Source organism: Cobetia sp. cqz5-12 (assembly GCF_016495405.1).
Taxonomy (GTDB): domain Bacteria; phylum Pseudomonadota; class Gammaproteobacteria; order Pseudomonadales; family Halomonadaceae; genus Cobetia.
In genome coordinates this window covers 722612-740716 of the sequence record NZ_CP044522.1, presented here as the reverse complement: position 1 = coordinate 740716, position 18105 = coordinate 722612, and the positions used below count along the sequence as shown (strand labels likewise).

Annotated in this window: 15 protein-coding genes; 9 read left to right on the top strand and 6 right to left on the bottom strand. The window is 63.3% G+C overall.

What is annotated here, in order from left to right; translation table 11 throughout:
* The first annotated feature begins 208 nt into the window (after nt 1-208).
* Nucleotides 209-2677: an acyl-CoA dehydrogenase gene (locus F8A90_RS03130; RefSeq protein ID WP_200018924.1), complete on the top strand. Its 2469-nt coding sequence runs from the start codon at nt 209-211 to the stop codon at nt 2675-2677.
* Between the two features lie 133 nt (nt 2678-2810).
* On the opposite strand, the gene F8A90_RS03125 is transcribed toward F8A90_RS03130, so the two are convergent.
* Nucleotides 2811-3398, bottom strand: coding sequence for a hypothetical protein (locus F8A90_RS03125; protein ID WP_166019128.1), 588 nt, complete (start codon nt 3396-3398; stop codon nt 2811-2813).
* Nucleotides 3399-3762: 364 nt separating this feature from the next.
* On the opposite strand from F8A90_RS03125, the gene ugpB reads away from it, so the two are divergent.
* The 7 genes from ugpB to F8A90_RS03090 all read left to right on the top strand — a co-directional run bounded on the left by ugpB (nt 3763) and on the right by F8A90_RS03090 (nt 11004).
* Complete coding sequence (ugpB, locus tag F8A90_RS03120; protein WP_166019127.1) at nt 3763-5133, top strand: sn-glycerol-3-phosphate ABC transporter substrate-binding protein UgpB; 1371 nt, start codon at nt 3763-3765, stop codon at nt 5131-5133.
* Between the two features lie 198 nt (nt 5134-5331).
* Nucleotides 5332-6207, top strand: a complete 876-nt coding sequence (ugpA, locus tag F8A90_RS03115; protein ID WP_200018922.1) for a sn-glycerol-3-phosphate ABC transporter permease UgpA — start codon at nt 5332-5334, stop codon at nt 6205-6207.
* Nucleotides 6207-7052, top strand: a complete 846-nt coding sequence (gene ugpE, locus F8A90_RS03110) for a sn-glycerol-3-phosphate ABC transporter permease UgpE (protein WP_166019125.1) — start codon at nt 6207-6209, stop codon at nt 7050-7052. Before ugpA ends, ugpE begins: the two co-directional genes overlap by 1 nt.
* A gap of 105 nt (nt 7053-7157) precedes the next feature.
* Nucleotides 7158-8273 carry a sn-glycerol-3-phosphate import ATP-binding protein UgpC gene (locus F8A90_RS03105; RefSeq protein ID WP_200018919.1) on the top strand — a complete coding sequence of 372 codons (1116 nt, stop codon included), beginning with the start codon at nt 7158-7160 and terminating at the stop codon, nt 8271-8273.
* Nucleotides 8274-8452: 179 nt separating this feature from the next.
* Nucleotides 8453-9262: a glycerophosphoryl diester phosphodiesterase gene (locus F8A90_RS03100; protein WP_200018917.1), complete on the top strand. Its 810-nt coding sequence runs from the start codon at nt 8453-8455 to the stop codon at nt 9260-9262.
* Nucleotides 9259-10080, top strand: a complete 822-nt coding sequence (locus F8A90_RS03095; RefSeq protein WP_166019122.1) for a DeoR/GlpR family DNA-binding transcription regulator — start codon at nt 9259-9261, stop codon at nt 10078-10080. Before F8A90_RS03100 ends, F8A90_RS03095 begins: the two co-directional genes overlap by 4 nt.
* A gap of 105 nt (nt 10081-10185) precedes the next feature.
* Nucleotides 10186-11004 carry an HAD-IIB family hydrolase gene (locus F8A90_RS03090; protein WP_200018915.1) on the top strand — a complete coding sequence of 273 codons (819 nt, stop codon included), beginning with the start codon at nt 10186-10188 and terminating at the stop codon, nt 11002-11004.
* A gap of 121 nt (nt 11005-11125) precedes the next feature.
* Here the strand turns inward: F8A90_RS03090 and trpC are convergent, their stop codons facing one another.
* The 5 genes from trpC to F8A90_RS03065 all read right to left on the bottom strand — a co-directional run bounded on the left by trpC (nt 11126) and on the right by F8A90_RS03065 (nt 16464).
* Nucleotides 11126-11935: an indole-3-glycerol phosphate synthase TrpC gene (gene trpC, locus F8A90_RS03085; RefSeq protein ID WP_200019862.1), complete on the bottom strand. Its 810-nt coding sequence runs from the start codon at nt 11933-11935 to the stop codon at nt 11126-11128.
* 14 nt (nt 11936-11949) lie between these two features.
* A complete protein-coding gene (gene trpD, locus F8A90_RS03080) occupies nt 11950-12996 on the bottom strand; it encodes an anthranilate phosphoribosyltransferase (protein WP_200018913.1) in 1047 nt (348 codons plus the stop codon).
* Nucleotides 12997-13073: 77 nt separating this feature from the next.
* On the bottom strand, nt 13074-13709 hold the full coding sequence (locus F8A90_RS03075) for an anthranilate synthase component II (protein ID WP_233593425.1): 636 nt from the start codon (nt 13707-13709) through the stop codon (nt 13074-13076).
* Between the two features lie 322 nt (nt 13710-14031).
* Complete coding sequence (gene trpE / locus F8A90_RS03070; RefSeq protein WP_200019860.1) at nt 14032-15519, bottom strand: anthranilate synthase component I; 1488 nt, start codon at nt 15517-15519, stop codon at nt 14032-14034.
* Nucleotides 15520-15627: 108 nt separating this feature from the next.
* Entirely contained in the window at nt 15628-16464 is an 837-nt protein-coding gene (locus F8A90_RS03065; protein ID WP_442778883.1) for a phosphoglycolate phosphatase, read from the bottom strand.
* A gap of 291 nt (nt 16465-16755) precedes the next feature.
* On the opposite strand from F8A90_RS03065, the gene F8A90_RS03060 reads away from it, so the two are divergent.
* The gene (locus F8A90_RS03060; RefSeq protein ID WP_200018911.1) at nt 16756-18057 is read left to right on the top strand and encodes an NAD(P)/FAD-dependent oxidoreductase; all 1302 of its coding nucleotides are present in this window, start codon (nt 16756-16758) and stop codon (nt 18055-18057) included.
* Nucleotides 18058-18105: the final 48 nt, after the last annotated feature.

Genomic DNA, 18105 nt, shown 5'->3' with positions numbered 1-18105 from the left:
ACTCCAGTCTGGCGCTCGCCGACTGCCTCCCCCGGGCGACTGCCCTTTTCGAGAATGAATCCGCACACCTTAGACCTTGGACGTACTGCAGGGTCGGGCAACATGGGATACGCTGAAGAGAATTCAAACAACTGTTCTAAACGCATAGCTGCTACGCTGTAGAAACGCCATGCAAAGACACCATCCCTCGCCACCCGGAGATCCTGCCATGACGCAGCTCATCCTCATCCTTGTCGCCGTTGCCGGTCTGTTGGCCGTCATGGCACGCGAAGCCGGGGCCCTCGCGGCCATCGGTGTACTCGCCATCATCGGTATCGTAGGCCTGGCGGTCGACGCGCCGGTGCTGGGCTGCCTGCTGCTGATCGGCGCGGCACTGGTCGCGGTGTGTGGCCTGCCGGCCCTGCGCAGCAAGTGGCTCAGCCCGCGCCTGTTCGCGATGTTCAAGAAGGTCTCCCCCAAGGTCTCGGACACCGAGAAGGTGGCGCTGGAAGCCGGCACCGTGTTCTGGGATGCCGAGCTCTTTTCCGGCAAGCCGCAGTGGGACACCCTGACCGCTCAGCGCAATGACGGTATCACCAGCGAAGAGCAGGCCTTCATCGACCAGCAGTGCTCAACGGCCTGCGGCATGACCAACAGCTGGGAGATCGCCCGCGAGCGTGCCGATCTGCCCGAGGAACTGTGGGAATTTCTCAAGCGCGAGAAGTTCTTCGGCATGATCATTCCCAAGGAATATGGTGGCTTGGGCTTCTCGGCCAAGGCCCAGTCACTGGTGCTGCAGAAACTCTCGGTCAACGAGACACTGATGGTCACCGTCGGTGTGCCCAACTCCCTCGGCCCGGGCGAGCTGCTGCTCAAGTACGGCAGCGAAGAACAGAAGAACTATTACCTGCCGCGTCTGGCTGATGGCCGCGAGATTCCGTGTTTCGGCCTGACCGGCCCGCGTGCCGGCAGTGACGCGACCTCCATTCCGGACACCGGCATCGTATGTCGCGGCATGCATGAGGGCGAGGAAGTCGTCGGTATCCGCCTGAACTTCGAGAAGCGCTGGATCACCCTGGCGCCGGTCGCCACCGTGGTCGGCCTGGCCTTCCGCATGTTCGACCCCGAACACCTGCTGGGCGACGTGGAAGACATCGGCATCACCTGCGCCCTGATTCCGCGTGATACCGACGGCATGGACATCGGCCGTCGTCACCACCCGATCGGCGCGCCGTTCATGAATGGCCCGATCTTCGGCAAGGACGTCTTCATTCCGCTCAGCTACCTGATCGGTGGCGAGCAGATGGCCGGCCAGGGCTGGAAGATGCTGGTCGAATGTCTGTCGGTGGGCCGCTGCATCACGCTGCCGTCCGGCTCCGCGGGTATCTCGCGCTACGCATTGGGCTGGAGCGCCGGCTTTGCGCGCATCCGTCGTCAGTTCAATCTGCCGGTGGCCGAGATGGAAGGCGTGCAGGAGCCGCTGGCACGCATGGCCGCGATGAACTACATCAGCCAGGCGTCGGTGCTGCACACCGCCAACATGATCGACAATGGCCACAAGCCGGCGGTGCCCTCCGCCATCCTCAAGAGCCAGCTGACCGAAATGGCCCGCTCGCTGCTGGCCGATGGCATGGACATCCACGGCGGACGCGGCGTGACGCTTGGCCCGCGCAACTACATCGGCGTGGCCTATGCCGGCACCCCGGTCTCGATCACGGTGGAAGGCGCCAACATCATGACCCGCAACCTGATGATCTTCGGTCAGGGCGCGATCCGCTGCCATCCTTACGTGCTGGAAGAACTGGCCGCCAAGGACGCCGATGACCTGAACGCCTTCGACCAGGCCTTCTTCCGCCATGCAGGCCTGATCTTCGGCAACGCGGCTCGCGCCTTCACCCAGAGCTTCGGTATCGGCGGCAAGGCCACAGGCTTCGATGCCGTCGCCACGCCCTACGCCAGCCACATCAACCGCTTCAGCGCCGCCTTCTCGCTGTCCGCCGATGCGGCCATGGCAAGTCTCGGCTCCAGCCTCAAGGCGCGCGAGATGCTGTCGGCACGCCTGGGCGACGTGCTCTCCAACCTCTATCTGGCGTCATTGACGCTCAAGCAGTGGCACGAATCCGAGGCCTGCGAACACGAAGAGGCGCTGTTCCACTACAGCATGCAGTGGCTGCTGCACCGCGCGGAAAAGGCACTGGATGAGCTGTTCGCCAACCTGCCCAACCGTGCACTCGGCACTGCCCTGCGCGTGATCGCCCTGCCGCGTGGTCGTCAGTTCGCCATGCCCAGGGATAGCCTGACGCGCGAGATCGCCCGTGCCGTCTCCACCGACACTGCACTGCGTGCCAAACTGACCGACAATACCTGGGACGCGCAGGACGAAGGCCAGAAGGACAATGCCCTCGCCCGCTACAACGCGCTGCTCAAGGACTACCCGCGCGCCGAGCCGATCTACAAGGCGCTGGCCAAGGCCTACCACAAGGGCGAGATTCCGGCCGACGCACTGTCTCCGGAAGCGCGTATCGAAGCGGCGGTCGAGGCAGGCATTCTGTCCGCCGAGGATGGCGACTTCATGCGTGTCTTCGAAGCCGAGGTACTCGACATGCTGACCGTCGACCATTTCGATTTCGATGCCTTCGTGCGCAAGCCGATGGCGAGTGACGGCACCGCCTCCAACCCGCAGCAGGACGCCGCCTGATCACTGGCCGACGCCCACGTGATCGACGCACGAACTGATCGCTGACCGCCGATCGCAGAACCACAAAGGCCCCGCTCATTGAGCGGGGCCTTTGTCTTGGTGGAGCATGTCATTCGCTTACGTCATCTCATCCTCAGATATGACGCGCGAAGTGCTCCAGGTCACGCACGAAGGCGCTCTTGTAGGTCTCGAAGTCCTTCGGGCGCGCCTTGAAGGAGCGCTTGATGCGCTCGCGGTCCAGACGCAGCGGCGCGTCCAGGGCCGCCAGGTTGCCGACACGCGCCGCCGGATTCATGCCGACCAGCTCGCGCGGCTGATCGCCTTCGGCCTCGGCCTCAAGCCAGTCGTTGATGCCGGCGCGACGCAGCACGCTGACCAGTGAGCTGTCGGTGATGCGCACCTGAAGGCGGCCATGATCTGACAGCTGGGAGACCAGCGCGATGCCGTGGTCGTGACCGCGATGCACCGTCGGCGTCGCCCACAGCGCCAGATTCAGGCCACGTGCGTTCTCGTCGAGTACCAGCAGCGCAGCGGAGTGGATGCGCTCGGCATCGTCGACCAGCGCGAACAGACGCGCCATCTCATTCTCGAACCACACCCCACGCACGCCGGCGTAACTTACCAGCGCATCCAGACCCCCTTCGCGGCCATGGACTTCGGCGCACAGCATCGCCAGACAGGCATCACGTCGGGCACCGGCACTCACTTCAACCACTTTCATCGCGTTCTCCGCCACAGGCATTTTCAGCGCGCAAGACTAGCACACTCGCTCGCCGGCCGCTTATTCCGGCCTTGAGTTGCCCCCGGCGCCTCACCTGCCAGCCGGAGATGACCTGAGAGCAGCCCACACCCGCTGCTCAGTCACAAGATCGACCCAGGTTCAGTCCTGACGTCAGCCTGGCTCGAATGAACATCTCACTGTCACAAAGTTGTAAGGCGGGCGCTATAGAGTCGTCTACGCTTTTCGGACGATCATCAAAAGAACAAGAAAATGTTCACTTGATCGTCGCCATCGATCGTCAGCGGCCAGCGTCCTTCTTCTTTGTTGCGGAAGCTGGCCAGGGGAACCTCTCAGGAGTTTGACCATGCGCCGCCCGACTCATCATGCAAGTACCCGCACGACCGCCACCGCGACTCGTCGCCTTGCCAGCCTCGCGCTGGCCATCGGTTTCGCCTCCGCCTCCGCCAGTGCCCTCGCCGCCACCGAAGTCGAGTGGTGGCATGCCATGGGTGGCGGGCTCGGCAAGAAGGTCGACGAGATCGCGGCCGACTTCAACGCAAGTCAGGACGACTACATCGTCAAGCCGGTCTTCAAGGGCAACTACTCCGAGACCATGACTTCCGCCATCGCCGCCTTCCGCGCTGGCAAGGGCCCTGACATCGTGCAGATCTTCGAGGTCGGCACCGCCACCATGATGAGCGCCAAGGGCGCGATCGTCCCGGTGCATCAACTGATGGCAGACTTCGCGCCGCAGGAAGGCACCGCCTTCGACCCGAACGCCTACCTGTCTGCCGTCACCGGCTACTACACCGATACCGACGGCAAGATGCTGTCGATGCCGTTCAACTCCTCCACGCCGGTGACCTATTACAACAAGGACGTGCTGGCCAAGGCGGGCGTCGAGTCCCTCCCGCAGACCTGGCAGGAAATGGGCGCTGCGCTCAAGAAGGTCGTCGATTCCGGTGCCGCCAGCTGTGGCCTGACCACTACCTGGCCGTCCTGGGTGATGCTGGAGAACTTCTCGGCACGCAATGACGTGCCCTTCGCCAGCCAGGCCAACGGCTTCGCCGGTACCGATACCCGTCTTGAATTCAACAAGACTGCCGTGGTCGACCACATCCAGCGTCTCGATGACTGGCAGGCCGACAAGCGCTTCGTGTTCGGCGGCCGCTTCGATGACGCGGCGCCCAAGTTCTACTCCGGCGAGTGCGCGATGATGATGGGCTCTTCCGCCAGCTATGCCGGCGTCAAGGAAAGCGCCAAGGGCTTCGAGTTCGGCGTGGCACCACTGCCCTATGACAGCGATGTGATCGAGACGCCGCAGAACTCCATCATCGGCGGCGCGTCGCTTTGGGTATTGTCCGGGCACAGCGATGAGGAATACCAGGGCGTCGCCAAGTTCTTCCAGTACCTCTCCAAGCCCGAAGTGCAGGCCGACTGGCACCAGTTCACCGGCTATCTGCCGATCACCACTGCCGCGGCAGAGCTGACGCGCGAGCAAGGCTTCTACGCCGAGAACCCGGGTACCGACGTCGCCATCACCCAGATGACCTCCGCGACGCCAACCGAGAACTCCAAGGGGCTGCGCCTGGGCAACATGGTGCAGATCCGCGACGTGATCAATGAAGAGCTGGAGAAGATCTTCTCCGGCAAGGAAAGCGTGCAGGACGGCCTCGACAACGCCGTCAAGCGTGGCGACTCATTGCTCGAGAAGTTCGAACGCGCCAACGGCTGATCATCGCCATACCGGGGGCGGGCCCATGCAGGGCTCGCCCTCCCACCATTCTCCATCGCCAGAGAGCGGAAAGCGCACCCTCACGAGTGCCCTTTCCCTTCTCTCACGGCCTGAGACCATCATTTCGATCACGCCAGGCGCCACTCACGAACACGGCCGACGTGATCCGTCCTTCATCCCTTGCGAGACCTCTGCTGCATGGCTCATTTCAATCGACACCCCTTCACGCCATGGATCCTGCTGGCGCCCCAGCTGATCATCGTTGGCGTGTTCTTCTTCTGGCCGGCCTACCAGGCCATCGAGCAGGCCTTCTATGTCGAGGATGCCTTCGGGCTCTCGCGGGAATTCACCGGCCTGAGCAACTTCGTCAACGTGCTGAGCGAGCCGGAGTATCTCGAGACACTGTGGACGACCACCTATTTCTCCTTTGCCGTGGCCTTCGGTGCCATGGCACTGGCGCTGGGATTGGCCGTATTGGCGGACCGCGTGCTGCGCGGGGCCAATACCTACAAGACCTTCCTCATCTGGCCCTACGCCGTCGCACCTGCCGTCGCCGGAGTACTGTGGCTGTTCCTGTTCGACCCGACGCTGGGCATTCTGCCGGCACTGCTGTCCTCCATCGGCATCGACTGGAACCACAAGCTCAATGGCGACCAGGCCATGCTGCTGGTGGTGCTGGCCTCGATCTGGAAGCAGATGAGCTACAACTTCGTGTTCTTCCTCGCAGGACTCCAGGCCATTCCCAAGAGCCTGCTGGAAGCGGCCGCGATGGACCGCGCCGGCCCCTGGCGGCGTTTCTGGACCATCACCTTCCCGCTGCTCTCGCCGACCAGCTTCTTCCTGCTGGTGATGAACGTGGTCTACGCCTTCTTCGAGACCTTCGGCACCATCGATGCCACCACCCAGGGGGGCCCGGCCGGCTCGACCCGCACCCTGGTCTACAAGGTCTATGAAGATGGCTTCGTCGGGCAGGACCTGGGCTCGAGTGCTGCCCAGTCCGTGCTGTTGATGATCATCGTCGGTGTGCTGACGCTGATCCAGTTCAAGTATGTCGAGAAGAAGGTGCAGTACTGATGCGCTACAACCGCCCCGGGCTTGATATCGCAAGCCATGCTCTGCTGATCGTCGGCTGCGCGCTGTTCTTCCTGCCGGTCTGGATCGCCTTCAGCGCCAGTACCCACGAGATGGGGGACCTCTACTCCAACGTCGCCCCGGTCTGGATCGGCGAGGCAGGCCTGGACAACTATCGCCACCTGCTGGAGGACCCGGTCAGCAGTCTCGGCGCCGACGTGATGACCCTGCTGTTCAACTCGTTGCTGATGGCACTGGGTATCGCCATCGGCAAGATCATCATCTCGGTGATGGCGGCCTACGCGATCGTGTTCTTCGAGTTCCGCTTCCGCAAGCTGTGCTTCTGGCTGATCTTCATCACCCTGATGCTGCCGGTGGAGGTGCGCATCCTGCCGACCTTCAAGGTGGTGGCAGATCTCAACATGCTGGACAGCTACGCCGGCCTGATCCTGCCGCTGATCGCCAGCGCCACCGCGACCTTCCTGCTGCGCCAGTTCTACCTGACCATCCCGGCGGAACTGGTCGAGGCCGCGCGCATCGATGGCGCCGGGCCGTGGCGCTTTCTCAAGGACATCCTGCTGCCGCTGTCGAAGACCAACATCGCGGCACTGTTCGTGATCATGTTCATCTACGGCTGGAATCAGTATCTGTGGCCGCTGCTGATCACCACCGATGCCGACTACCTGACCATCGTCGTCAGCCTCAAGCGCATGCTGACCACCGGCGACGGCCTGGTGCCGTGGCAGGACGTCACCGCCACCACGCTGCTGGCCATGGGTCCGCCGGTCCTCGTCATCCTGTTCATGCAGCGCTACTTCATCAAGGGACTGGTCGACAGCGAGAAGTGATGCCTCGCACGTCAGCTTCCGACATCTCAAACGCAGCCCCCTGAATTCCGTTACGCCGTGATGGACTGACTTTTCCCTCACGGCACCGCTCTGGATACACATCTCATGGCAACACTGGCGCTCAAGCAGCTCAAGAAGCAGTACCCCAATGGCTACAAGGCCCTGCATGGCATCGATCTCGAGTTCGGCGAAGGCGAGCTGATCGTCATCGTCGGTCCTTCCGGCTGTGGCAAGTCGACCCTGCTGCGCACCCTGGCGGGGCTTGAAGACATCTCAGAGGGCGATCTGGAGATCAACGGCCAGCGCGTCAATGAGCTGGAACCCGCCGAGCGCGACATCGCGATGGTGTTCCAGAACTACGCGCTCTACCCGCACATGAGCGTGTTCGACAACATGGCCTACGGCCTCAGGAACCGGCGCACGCCCAAGGATGAGATCCAGCGCCGCGTCAGCGAGGCCGCCGAACTGCTGGGCCTGACCGAGCTTCTCGACCGCCGCCCCAGGCAGCTCTCCGGTGGCCAGCGTCAGCGTGTCGCCATGGGCCGTGCCATCGTGCGCAAGCCGCAGGTCTTCCTGTTCGATGAGCCGCTCTCCAATCTGGACGCCAAGCTGCGTGTCCAGATGCGCCTGGAGATCCGCCGCCTGCAGAAGCGCCTCAAGGTCACCTCCGTCTACGTGACCCATGATCAGACCGAGGCCATGACTCTGGCCGACCGTCTGGTGGTGATGAATGGCGGCCATGTCGAGCAGTTCGGCACGCCGATGGCGCTCTATGATCAGCCCGCCAGCCAGTTCGTCGCCGGTTTCATCGGCTCACCGGCGATGAACTTCCTGAGCGTCACCCAGGCACAGGCCAGCCTGTCGCTACCCTGTGGCGCAAGGCTTGCATTGAATGGCGAAGGCTTGGCGACCGGCGACGATGCAACGCTTGGCATTCGCCCCGAGCACCTGCAGGTGATGGGCAAGGATGAGGATCTGCCGACAGGAGCCGCGGAGCTGGAGGCGCGCATCGAGCTGGTCGAGCCGTTGGGCGCGGACACCCTCGCGTACTGCCGACTGCAAGGCCAGAGCGAGCCGCTGGTGGTCAGGCTGGATGGCGAACACGCGGTCGAGGAAGAACAGACACTGCGCCTGGCCGTGCTCCCGGCCCGCGCGCACCTGTTCGGTACCGACGGCAAGCGTCTGGCAACCCGTGAGCAGGAGACAACGGTCATCGAATGACCGCTTTCATTCCATCGCGGGACGACTGAACCTCTTGCCCTGATAACGTCATCATTGGATGGTAATGCTTGAGACCTGCCCTGATCAGTCTCGTGCCTGAGCATCAGTGATTCGCTTCTGCTGATCAGCGCCGCGGCTTCGTGGCGAGCAGCCATGCCATTCTTCTGTGAGGATTCACCATGATTTCATCGTCACATTCAACTGACAGCGCCCTGTCTCTGCCCCTGGCGATCGCACATCGCGGTCTGTCGGCCTATGCGCCGGAAAATACCCTGGCCGCCATTCAGGCGGCGCATGAGGCAGGCTTTCAATGGGTGGAGCTGGACGTGCAGTTGCTGGGCGACGGCACGCCGGTCATCTGGCACGATGCCGGCGTGAATCGCTGCTCGGATGGGCGTGGCAAGCTCAAGAATCTCGATTGGGACAGCGTGCAGACCTTCGATGTCGGCAGCTGGTTCAATGCGTCCTTTGCCGGTGAGCGCATGGCCTCACTCAAGCAGGCGCTGGAGCTGATCGCACGCCTGGACATGCGCCTGAATCTGGAGCTCAAGCTCAGTCCTGGCCACGATGCCCAGGCGCTGGTCGATGCCGCCATCCCGATGGCCACCGCCCACCTGCCCGCCTCACGCCTGATCATCTCGTCGTTTGACCCCCAGGCGCTGCGCCTGACACGACAACGCGACCCGCAGGTGCATATCGGCCTGCTCTACGATGACATCCCCGACGACTGGCAGAGCCTGGCCGATGAGCTGAACGCAAGCTCCGTGCATGCCGACTGGCGCGCCCTGACGCGGGTCGCGGCCAGTGCCGTCACCAGCCGTGGCCACAGGCTGCTCTGCTACACACCCAATGATGCGGCCGCCTTCGCGCCGCGCTGGGCCTGGGGTGTGGATGCCGTCATCAGCGATGACCCGGCCATCTTCAGCGAGGAAGACCGCCAGCCCACTCTGCCGAAAGACACCACCACGCAAGGGCTACCCCAGACATGACCCCGGGCATCGAGCGCGACAGTCGCAGCATCGAGCACGCAATCGATGATGCACTGACGCCGCGCCAGCAACAGATTCTCGAGCGGCTGGCCCGCGAGGGCCAGCTGGCGGTCGATCCGCTGGCCCACGCCTTCGACGTCACGCCCCAGACCATCCGGCGTGACCTGGGCGTACTGTGTGAGCGGGGGCTGGCGCGTCGTCGCCACGGCGGCATCGAGCGCCCACCGGGCGGCTACAACCTTGGACATTCCCAGCGCATCATGCTGGCGCGAACCGCCAAGCAGGCCATGGCCGCCAGCGTGGTCGCCGAGATTCCCGATGGCGCCACCCTGGCACTGGGCATCGGCACCAGCGTGGTGGCGGTCGCCGAAGCCTTGCTTGCCCGGCGCGGCCTGAGGGTGATCACCAACAATCTGCAGGTGGCGCAGGCGCTCTCGACCCATCCGGATGTCGCCGTCCAGTTGGCGGAAGGACAACTGCGCCCGCAGGATCTCGACGTGGTCGGCAGTGCCACCGTGGCCTTCTTCGCGCGTCATCAGGTCGATATCGCGGTCCTCGGCTGTGGCGGCCTCGATGCCGGTGGGCTGCTGGACTTCGACCCGGAAGAAGCCGCGGTCAGTCGTGCACTGGTCGGCCACGCCCAGCGCCGAATTCTGGTCGCCGACGCCAGCAAGTGGGGACGCGCCGCCATGTGCCGTATCGCCCCGCTCGAGGAGATCGATCTGCTGGTCACCGATGAGCTGCCCCACCAACCCGATTATCGCAGCGCGCTGGAGGCTGCCAGCCAGCAGAGTCTGTCGGTGCGCTTCACTGCCTGAACCAAGGCGCGTCATGCAAGCCGACACGCATCGACAATACTGAAGGGATACACGGCTGATGACAGCCGCGCCCCCATTTACCTTCTGAGGATTTCTGGAATCACCATGCAAGCCTTCGCCCACTGCCCTGCCAGCACCCTGTCGGGTATCCGGTATCTGTTGACCGATATCGATGACACCCTCACCCATGAAGGGCGTCTCGCGGCATCGACGCTGGCGGCGCTGGAGCGTCTGGATGCCGCCGGCATCAAGGTCATCCCCGTCACGGGCGGCTGTGCGGGCTGGTGCGATCACATCGCACGCGCCTGGCCAGTCGCCAGCGTGATCGGTGAGAACGGCGCCTTTGCCTTCCGCCGCCAGGGGCAGCGAATCCTCACCACCTGGTGGGAAGACGAGCAGCGCCTGCGCGCTCGCCAGCGCCACGTCATGACCGTCGCCCGTCAGCTGCTGCTCAACCATCCGCGCGCAGCACTGGCCCAGGACCAGCCCTTCCGCTTCGCCGATGTCGCGGTCGACCACTGTCAGGCGGTCGGCCCGCTGGCGCAGAGCGAGATTCGTGCCATCATCGCCGGCTTCACGGCTGCCGGTATTCAGGCGCGCGCCAGCTCCATCCACATCAATGCGTGGCAAGGCGAGTTCGACAAGGCGCGCATGTCAGTGCGAGTCCTCACCGAGACCTTCGGACTGGACCGCATGCAGTTGGAGCAGGAGGTGATGTACGTCGGTGATGCCCCCAATGATGCGCCGATGTTTGCCACCTTCCGCCATACCGTGGGCGTGGCCAACATCATTCAGCACCGCGCGGCACTCGGCTGGGAACCCAGCTGGGTAACACGCCACAGTCATGGCGCCGGGGTCGAGGAAATCGCCGAGGCTCTGCTCACGGCACGCAAGGGAGTCGAGAACGTCAAGACAGACGCCTGACCCTGTAACGGATGGCGGCCACAGGCCTTTCGACAGAAGACAGATATGAAAAAGCCCGCACGGCATCGCCATGCGGGCTTTTGTTATCCAGAAGATAAGCAATTGCGACAGTACCGGGCCATCAATCCTCGAAGAACAATCCCCGCAACCTCTCACCCGGATCATCAAAGCGCATGAAGGCTTCTCCCACCAGGAAGCCGTGAACGCCGCTGTCGCGCATCTTCGCCACATCGTCACGGGTATGAATGCCGGATTCGGTGACCACACGCACGCCTTGTGGCATGTCGGTCAACAGATCCAACGTCGTCTCCAGCGACGTCTCGAAGGTGCGCAGGTCACGGTTGTTGATGCCGACCAGCTCGATGCCCAGCGCCAGTGCACGCTTGAGCTCTTCGCCGTCATGCACCTCGACCAGCACATCCATGCCCAGCTCACGCGCCTGACGATACAGCGCGCTCAGACGTGCATCGTCCAGCGCCGCAACGATCAACAGGATGCAGTCGGCGCCGATGGCACGCGCTTCCAGCACCTGATATGGATGAATGATGAAGTCCTTGCGAATCACCGGAATCGAGACGGCGTCGCGCGCCTCGATCATGAAGTCCTCGTGCCCCTGGAAGAAGTCGGCATCGGTGAGCACCGACAGACAGGCGGCACCGGCCTTCTCGTAGGCCACGGCAATCTCGGCGGGCTCGAAGTCTTCACGAATCACGCCCTTGGAGGGTGACGCCTTCTTGACCTCGGCGATGATGGCCGGCTCGCCACGGTCAATGCGCGACGTCAACGCCGCGATGAAGCCGCGCGGCGCGCTCTGCTTCTCGATCAGGGCCTGCAGATCCGCCTCGCTCACCGCGGCACTGCGCTCGGCGATCTCTTCTTCCTTGCGCGCCAGAATCGTGGCCAGGATGGTCGGCAATGCCTTGTCAGTCATCTGCTCGGTGCTCATCAGCGGGTCGCTCCTTCATCATTGACCTGGGCGTAGACACGGGTGAAATCCGCCAATTCCTTCATCTTCTCGAATGGCAGCTTGCTGGCCTGCACATCCTCGGCAATGCTGACCCCCTCCTTGAGGCTGTCCGCGATGCCCGCCACATAGAGGGCCGCACCGGCATTGAGCGCCACGATGTCGCTGGCCGGGCCTTCATCACCGCGCAGCGCCTGCTGCACCAGCTTGAGACTGTCGGCAGACGTCTCGACGGCCAGCGAATCCAGCGACTGGCGCGCGATGCCGAAGTCTTCCGGCGCGATGCGATATTCGCGGATCTCGCCATCCTTGAGCTCATTGACCAGCGTCGGAGCCGCCAGCGAGATCTCGTCCAGACCATCATCGCTGTGCACCACCAGCACATGTTCGGCCCCGAGACGCTTGAGCGCTTCAGCCATCAGCGGCACCAGCGCCGCATCATAGACACCCAGCACCTGACGGGTGGCGCCGGCCGGATTGGTCAGCGGACCGAGGATGTTGAACATGGTACGCACGCCCATCTCGCGGCGCGGGCCGATCACGTGCTTCATGGCGGCGTGATGGTTGGGCGCGAACATGAAGCCGACCCCGATATCATCGATGCAGCGTGCGACCTGCTCGGCGTCCAGCGCCAGATTGATGCCGGCCGACTCGAGAAGATCCGCACTGCCGGAGGATGACGAGACACTGCGGTTGCCATGCTTGGCCACATGGCCACCGGCGGCCGCCACCACGAAACTTGCCGCCGTGGAGACATTGAACAGGTTGGCACCATCACCGCCGGTACCGACGATATCCACCGCATCGGTGGCGCGCACCGTGACGCGCGTCATCAGCTCACGCATCACCTGGGCAGCGGCGGCCAGCTCATCGACGGTCTCGCCCTTCATCGACAGGGCCATCAGCAAGGCCCCGATCTGCGCCTGGGTCGCCTCGCCGGTCATGATGGCCGTCATGACCGCATGAGTGTCGTCATAGCTCAGGTGCTGGCGGCGCATCACGGCGCCAATCGCCTCACGCATCTGCATGTTGTGTCTCCGCAGGCGCCAGCCTCGGCGGCTGACGCATGAAAAAATAGGATGTGACTCTTGCGATCAACGCCCGATCAGGCGGCTTTAGCAGCCTCACCGCGACGCAGGAAGTTAGCCAGAAGCTCATGACCCTGCAATGTCAGGATCGACTCAGGGTGGAACTGGACACCTTCGACATCCAGCTCGCGATGGCGCAGCCCCATGATCAACTGCGGCGTGACATCGTTGTCATCCGTCCAGCTGGTGACGATCAGACACTCGGGCAGACTCGCGCGATCGACCACCAGCGAATGATAACGCGTGACTTCCAGTGGCTCGGCCAGCGCGGCAAAGACACCGCTGTTGTCGTGACGCACGGCGGAGGTCTTGCCATGCATCACCTGGGGCGCACGTACCACCTTGCCACCGTAGACCTGACCGATGGCCTGGTGACCGAGACACACGCCCAGAATCGGCAGCTTGCCGGCGAAGTGGCGAATGGTTTCCAGCGTGATGCCGGCCTCGTTGGGCGTACACGGCCCCGGGCCCAGCACCAGGTGTGAAGCGCCGAGCGCCTCGATCTGCTCGAGCGTGATGACGTCATTGCGCACGGTCAGCACTTCCGCGCCCAGCTCACTCAGATACTGGACGATGTTGTAGGTGAAGCTGTCAAAGTTGTCGATCATCAGCACGCGTGGCGTGCTGGCGTCCTGCGAAGTGAATGTCTGCATGGTCAGTGTCCATTCTCGGGAGCGGATCATGCGCCGTGATTGACCGGCCTGCCCGCTCTTCTGTGGTGTCGTTCCCGCCGTCCAGCAACAAAAATGCCGCCCTGGTCGGCGGCATTTTTCTGGTCGTACGTCCTCGAACTTCAGACATGCGAAAGCCGCCCCCTTGTCAGGAGCGCCACCACTGCTGGTTGAGGTCGTGCGGGTTACGTAGCGTCATGGGTCAATAGTGCGTTGAGCTGTCAGGAGTGTCAATCACATGCGCCGTTGCAGGGAGTGACCCGCGAACACTGGCGAGTCACTCCTGAAATGTGCGGCGCGCCGATCAGTCCAGATTGTCCAGACCGCGTTCCGCCATCGCCACGGCACGGAACAGTGCGCGCCCCTTGTTGAGGGTCTCGTCCCACTCGGACTGCGGCACGGAATCGGCCACGATGCCGGCGCCGGCCTGGACGTGCAGCACCTTGTCCTTGAGTACCGCGGTGCGGATCGCGATGGCGGTATCCATGTTGCCGTGCCAGGAGAGATAGCCCACCGCGCCGGAATAGATGCCGCGCTTGACCGGCTCCACCTCGTCGATGATCTCCATGGCGCGAATCTTCGGCGCGCCGGACAGGGTGCCGGCCGGGAAGGTGGCCCGCAACACGTCCATCGGCCCCAGGCCTTCCTTCAGCTTGCCGGTGACGTTGGAGACGATGTGCATGACGTGGGAATAGCGCTCCACCACCATCTGGTCCGTTACCTTGACGCTACCGGTCTGGCTGATGCGACCGGCGTCGTTGCGGCCCAGGTCGATCAGCATCAGGTGTTCGGCGACCTCCTTCGGGTCTGACAGCAGGTCCTTCTCGAGTGCCAGATCTTCCTCTTCAGTGGCACCGCGCACGCGGGTGCCGGCAATAGGGCGCACCGCGACTTCACCATCCTCGAGACGCGAGAGAATCTCCGGCGATGAGCCGATGACATGGTGGTCATCCAGATTGAAGAAGAACATGTACGGCGAAGGATTCAGGCTGCGCAGTGCACGGTAGAGATCCAGCGGCGCGGCGCGGTAGGGAATCGACATGCGCTGCGACGGCACGCACTGCATGACATCACCGGCCAGCACGTATTCCTTGATCTTCTCCACTGCCCCCTTGAAGCCTTCCTCGGTGAAGCCGGAGGTGAAGTCGGTCTCCTTGACCGGCTCGCCGCCGGTGCCCGGGCTGACAGTGTTCAGCGTCGCGCTGCGCAGCTGGATCTCGAGGCGCTCGAGACGCTCGCAGGCAGCCTCGTAGGCGTTCGGCGTTGCCGGGTCGGCGTGGGTCAACAGCGTCAGACGCCCGGACAGGTTGTCGAAGATCACCAGCTCGTCGGCGACCATCAGCAGGATATCCGGCACACCCAGCGGGTCCGGCTTCTCGACGCCGCGCAGGCGCGGTTCGATGTAGCGCACGGTGTCATAGCCGAAGTAGCCGACCAGGCCACCATTGAAGCGCGGCGCACCTTCGATGACCGGTACGCGGAAGCGGGTCTGGAACTGCTCGATCCAGTCGAGGGGGTCCTCGACCTCGGTCATGCCGGTCTGCTCGCCATTGATCAGATGCGAGATCACCTGGCCACGCACCTCGATGCGCTCACGACACGGCAGGCCGATGATGGAATAACGCCCCCATTTCTCTCCACCCTGCACGGACTCCAGCAGGAAGGTCCACGGCATGTCGGCCAGCTTGAGATAGGTCGACAGTGGCGTGTCGAGATCCGCCAGCACGTCACGGGTGACGGGAATGCGGTTGTAACCGGCTTCAGCCAGTTCAGCGAAGTGTTGTGGGGTCATCATGACCAGCAATTCCTTCCACGGAGGGTGCGTTGCCGACACGAGGCCAGCTTGTCTGGGGCTCAGTCTATCATTGCGTGTCGCTGGCGGCAGCGCTGTCTGCCAGGCTCAGTCAGCCACGACCAGCTCGGCAAGCGAGTCGACGATGTGATCCGGATGACTGCGCGAGATCGGCTCACCATGGTTGTAGCCGTAAGGCACCGCCAGGGTGCGGAATCCGGCGGCGCGGCCTGCCGCGATATCATGGCGCGAGTCACCCACCATCAAGGCCTGGCGCGGCGGCACTCCCAGCCGCTCGGCGGCGAACAGCAGGGGCGCAGGGTCCGGCTTGCGCGTCGGCAGGCTGTCGCCGCCCAGCGCCAAGGCGAAATGCTCGCTCAGCGCGAAATGTGACAGCAGCGGTTCGATGAAGGCTTCCGGCTTGTTGGTGATCAGCACCAGCGGGATCCCGGCCTGGCGCAGGCCTTCCAGACACTCACGCGCACCGGGGTAGAGTCGCGTCCGTGAGCTGGGGTCGGCGGCGTAATGTGCCAGAAAGCTCTGATGCGCCTGCTCGACCCGCGACAGGTCATCGGTTGTCAGGCCATCGGTTGCCAGGTCATGTGCTGCCAGGGCGCGCTCCACCAGTACCCGCGATCCATTGCCGACAAAGTCGCGCACGCGGTCTTCCCCGAGTGCCGTCAAACCTTCATCGACCAGCATCCTGTCGATCGCGTGAGCGAGATCCGGCACCGAGTCGATCAAGGTACCATCCAGATCGAAGGCCACCATCTTGATGCCCCGCAATGCCGGATGCGCCAGCCCGTGATCGAGGCTCTGTACCTGCTCGGTTCGGGCCCCGAGAGCGTCCCCGCCACGCGCGGTATCGCAAGGCGTGGAAGTGGAATGAGGCGCGGTCTGGACAGGCGCCTCTTCGGAAGTCTGCATCACCGTCTTGTCGCTCACCTGGCCTCCTTGGATCACTCGTTGAATTCAGCTGTCACGGGACGAGAATCGTCCGCCATTCATCCACGCAACGCATAGTTTCATCTGTTTTGTTGGAAAAATCCGTAAAAAAATTACATTCCTTCACCTTGCCACTATTAGCACGCCAGTGGCCACGTTACCATAGCGCCATTCAGTCGACCGTCCCTCCGGGTGTGGCGCCAGTGACAACGAAAAATGCGCAACCCGACGCTCCGGCGACAGCCAGTTTCTGCTTGTCCTTTTCGACCTTGTCACTCTCAGGAGCACTCAATGGCCATTCCCCGCATCGTAGTCGTTGGCGGAGGCGCCGGCGGTCTGGAACTCGTCACCAAGCTGGGCCACAAGCTGGGCCGCAAGAAGAAGGCCGAGATCATTCTGATCGACCGCAATTCCACGCACATCTGGAAACCGCTGCTGCACGAAGTGGCCACCGGCGTGCTGGATTCCGGTCTTGATGAGGTCTCCTACCAGGGCCACTCCAAGACCCACGGCTACAAGTTCCAGCGCGGGACTCTCGAAAGCCTGGAACGCGAAGAGAAGCAGCTGACCCTGGCCGCCATCCACGATGCCAAGGGCAATGTGCTGCTGCCCGCCCGCCAGCTCAGCTACGACTACCTGGTACTGTCACTGGGCAGCGTGTCCAATGATTTCGGCACCGAAGGCGTCGCCGAGCATTGCCACTTCCTGGACAGCCCGCAGCAGGCCGAGAAATTCCGCCGCGATATGCTCGACACCTTCCTGCGCTTCAGCGCCAACGGTGAGGAATGTGAACGCCAACAGCTCAACGTCGCCATCATCGGCGCAGGCGCCACCGGGGTCGAGCTCTCCGCCGAGCTGTTCGATGCCTCCAAGATGCTGCACAGCTACGGTTTCTCTTCGCTGGAAGACCGTCAGGTCAAGGTTCACCTGATCGAGGCCGCACCGCGCATCCTGCCCGCCCTGCCGGAGCGTATCGGCAAGCCGGTTGCCAAGGAGCTGACCAGGCTGGGCGTCGATATCCACGTCGATACCCGTGTGACCTGCGCCGACTCACGCGGCATCACCACTGCCGATGGCACCCTGATCGAAGCCGACCTGAGCGTCTGGGCCGCCGGTATCCGTGCCCCCGCCTTCCTGTCCGAGCTGGGTCTGTCCACCGAGCGCAACAATCAGGTCAAGGTGCACCAGACCATGCAGAGCATCGATGATGAGTTCATCTTTGCCCTCGGTGACTGCGCCAGCTGCCCGCAGCCGGATGACAAGCGCGTCCCGCCGCGTGCCCAGGCCGCTCACCAGCAGGCCAGCCTGATGGTCAAGAACCTGCGCGCCGCGATGGACGACAAGCCGCTCAAGGACTTCGTGTTCAAGGATCACGGATCGCTGATCTCGCTGGCACACTTCGATGCCGTCGGCTCGCTGATGCGCGGTGCCTCGGCGCGTTCGCTGTTCATCGAAGGCCGTCTGGCCAAGTTCTTCTACGCCTCGCTGTATCGCATGCACCAGATGGCGATCCACGGCGTGGTCAAGACCGGCATGACGGTGGTGGTCGATGGCCTGAACCGCTACCTGCGCCCGAAGATGAAGCTGCACTGATCGCCCGCAGAACGAAGAACGCAAGACGCAAGACATAGCATGCAAGAC

Coding starts and splice junctions, on each gene's coding strand:
- F8A90_RS03130 (WP_200018924.1), top strand. CDS start 209: ATGACGCAGCTCATCCTCATCCTTGTCGCCGTTGCCGGTCTGTTGGCC.
- F8A90_RS03125 (WP_166019128.1), bottom strand. CDS start 3,398: ATGAAAGTGGTTGAAGTGAGTGCCGGTGCCCGACGTGATGCCTGTCTG.
- ugpB (WP_166019127.1), top strand. CDS start 3,763: ATGCGCCGCCCGACTCATCATGCAAGTACCCGCACGACCGCCACCGCG.
- ugpA (WP_200018922.1), top strand. CDS start 5,332: ATGGCTCATTTCAATCGACACCCCTTCACGCCATGGATCCTGCTGGCG.
- ugpE (WP_166019125.1), top strand. CDS start 6,207: ATGCGCTACAACCGCCCCGGGCTTGATATCGCAAGCCATGCTCTGCTG.
- F8A90_RS03105 (WP_200018919.1), top strand. CDS start 7,158: ATGGCAACACTGGCGCTCAAGCAGCTCAAGAAGCAGTACCCCAATGGC.
- F8A90_RS03100 (WP_200018917.1), top strand. CDS start 8,453: ATGATTTCATCGTCACATTCAACTGACAGCGCCCTGTCTCTGCCCCTG.
- F8A90_RS03095 (WP_166019122.1), top strand. CDS start 9,259: ATGACCCCGGGCATCGAGCGCGACAGTCGCAGCATCGAGCACGCAATC.
- F8A90_RS03090 (WP_200018915.1), top strand. CDS start 10,186: ATGCAAGCCTTCGCCCACTGCCCTGCCAGCACCCTGTCGGGTATCCGG.
- trpC (WP_200019862.1), bottom strand. CDS start 11,935: ATGACTGACAAGGCATTGCCGACCATCCTGGCCACGATTCTGGCGCGC.
- trpD (WP_200018913.1), bottom strand. CDS start 12,996: ATGCAGATGCGTGAGGCGATTGGCGCCGTGATGCGCCGCCAGCACCTG.
- F8A90_RS03075 (WP_233593425.1), bottom strand. CDS start 13,709: ATGCAGACATTCACTTCGCAGGACGCCAGCACGCCACGCGTGCTGATG.
- trpE (WP_200019860.1), bottom strand. CDS start 15,519: ATGACCCCACAACACTTCGCTGAACTGGCTGAAGCCGGTTACAACCGC.
- F8A90_RS03060 (WP_200018911.1), top strand. CDS start 16,756: ATGGCCATTCCCCGCATCGTAGTCGTTGGCGGAGGCGCCGGCGGTCTG.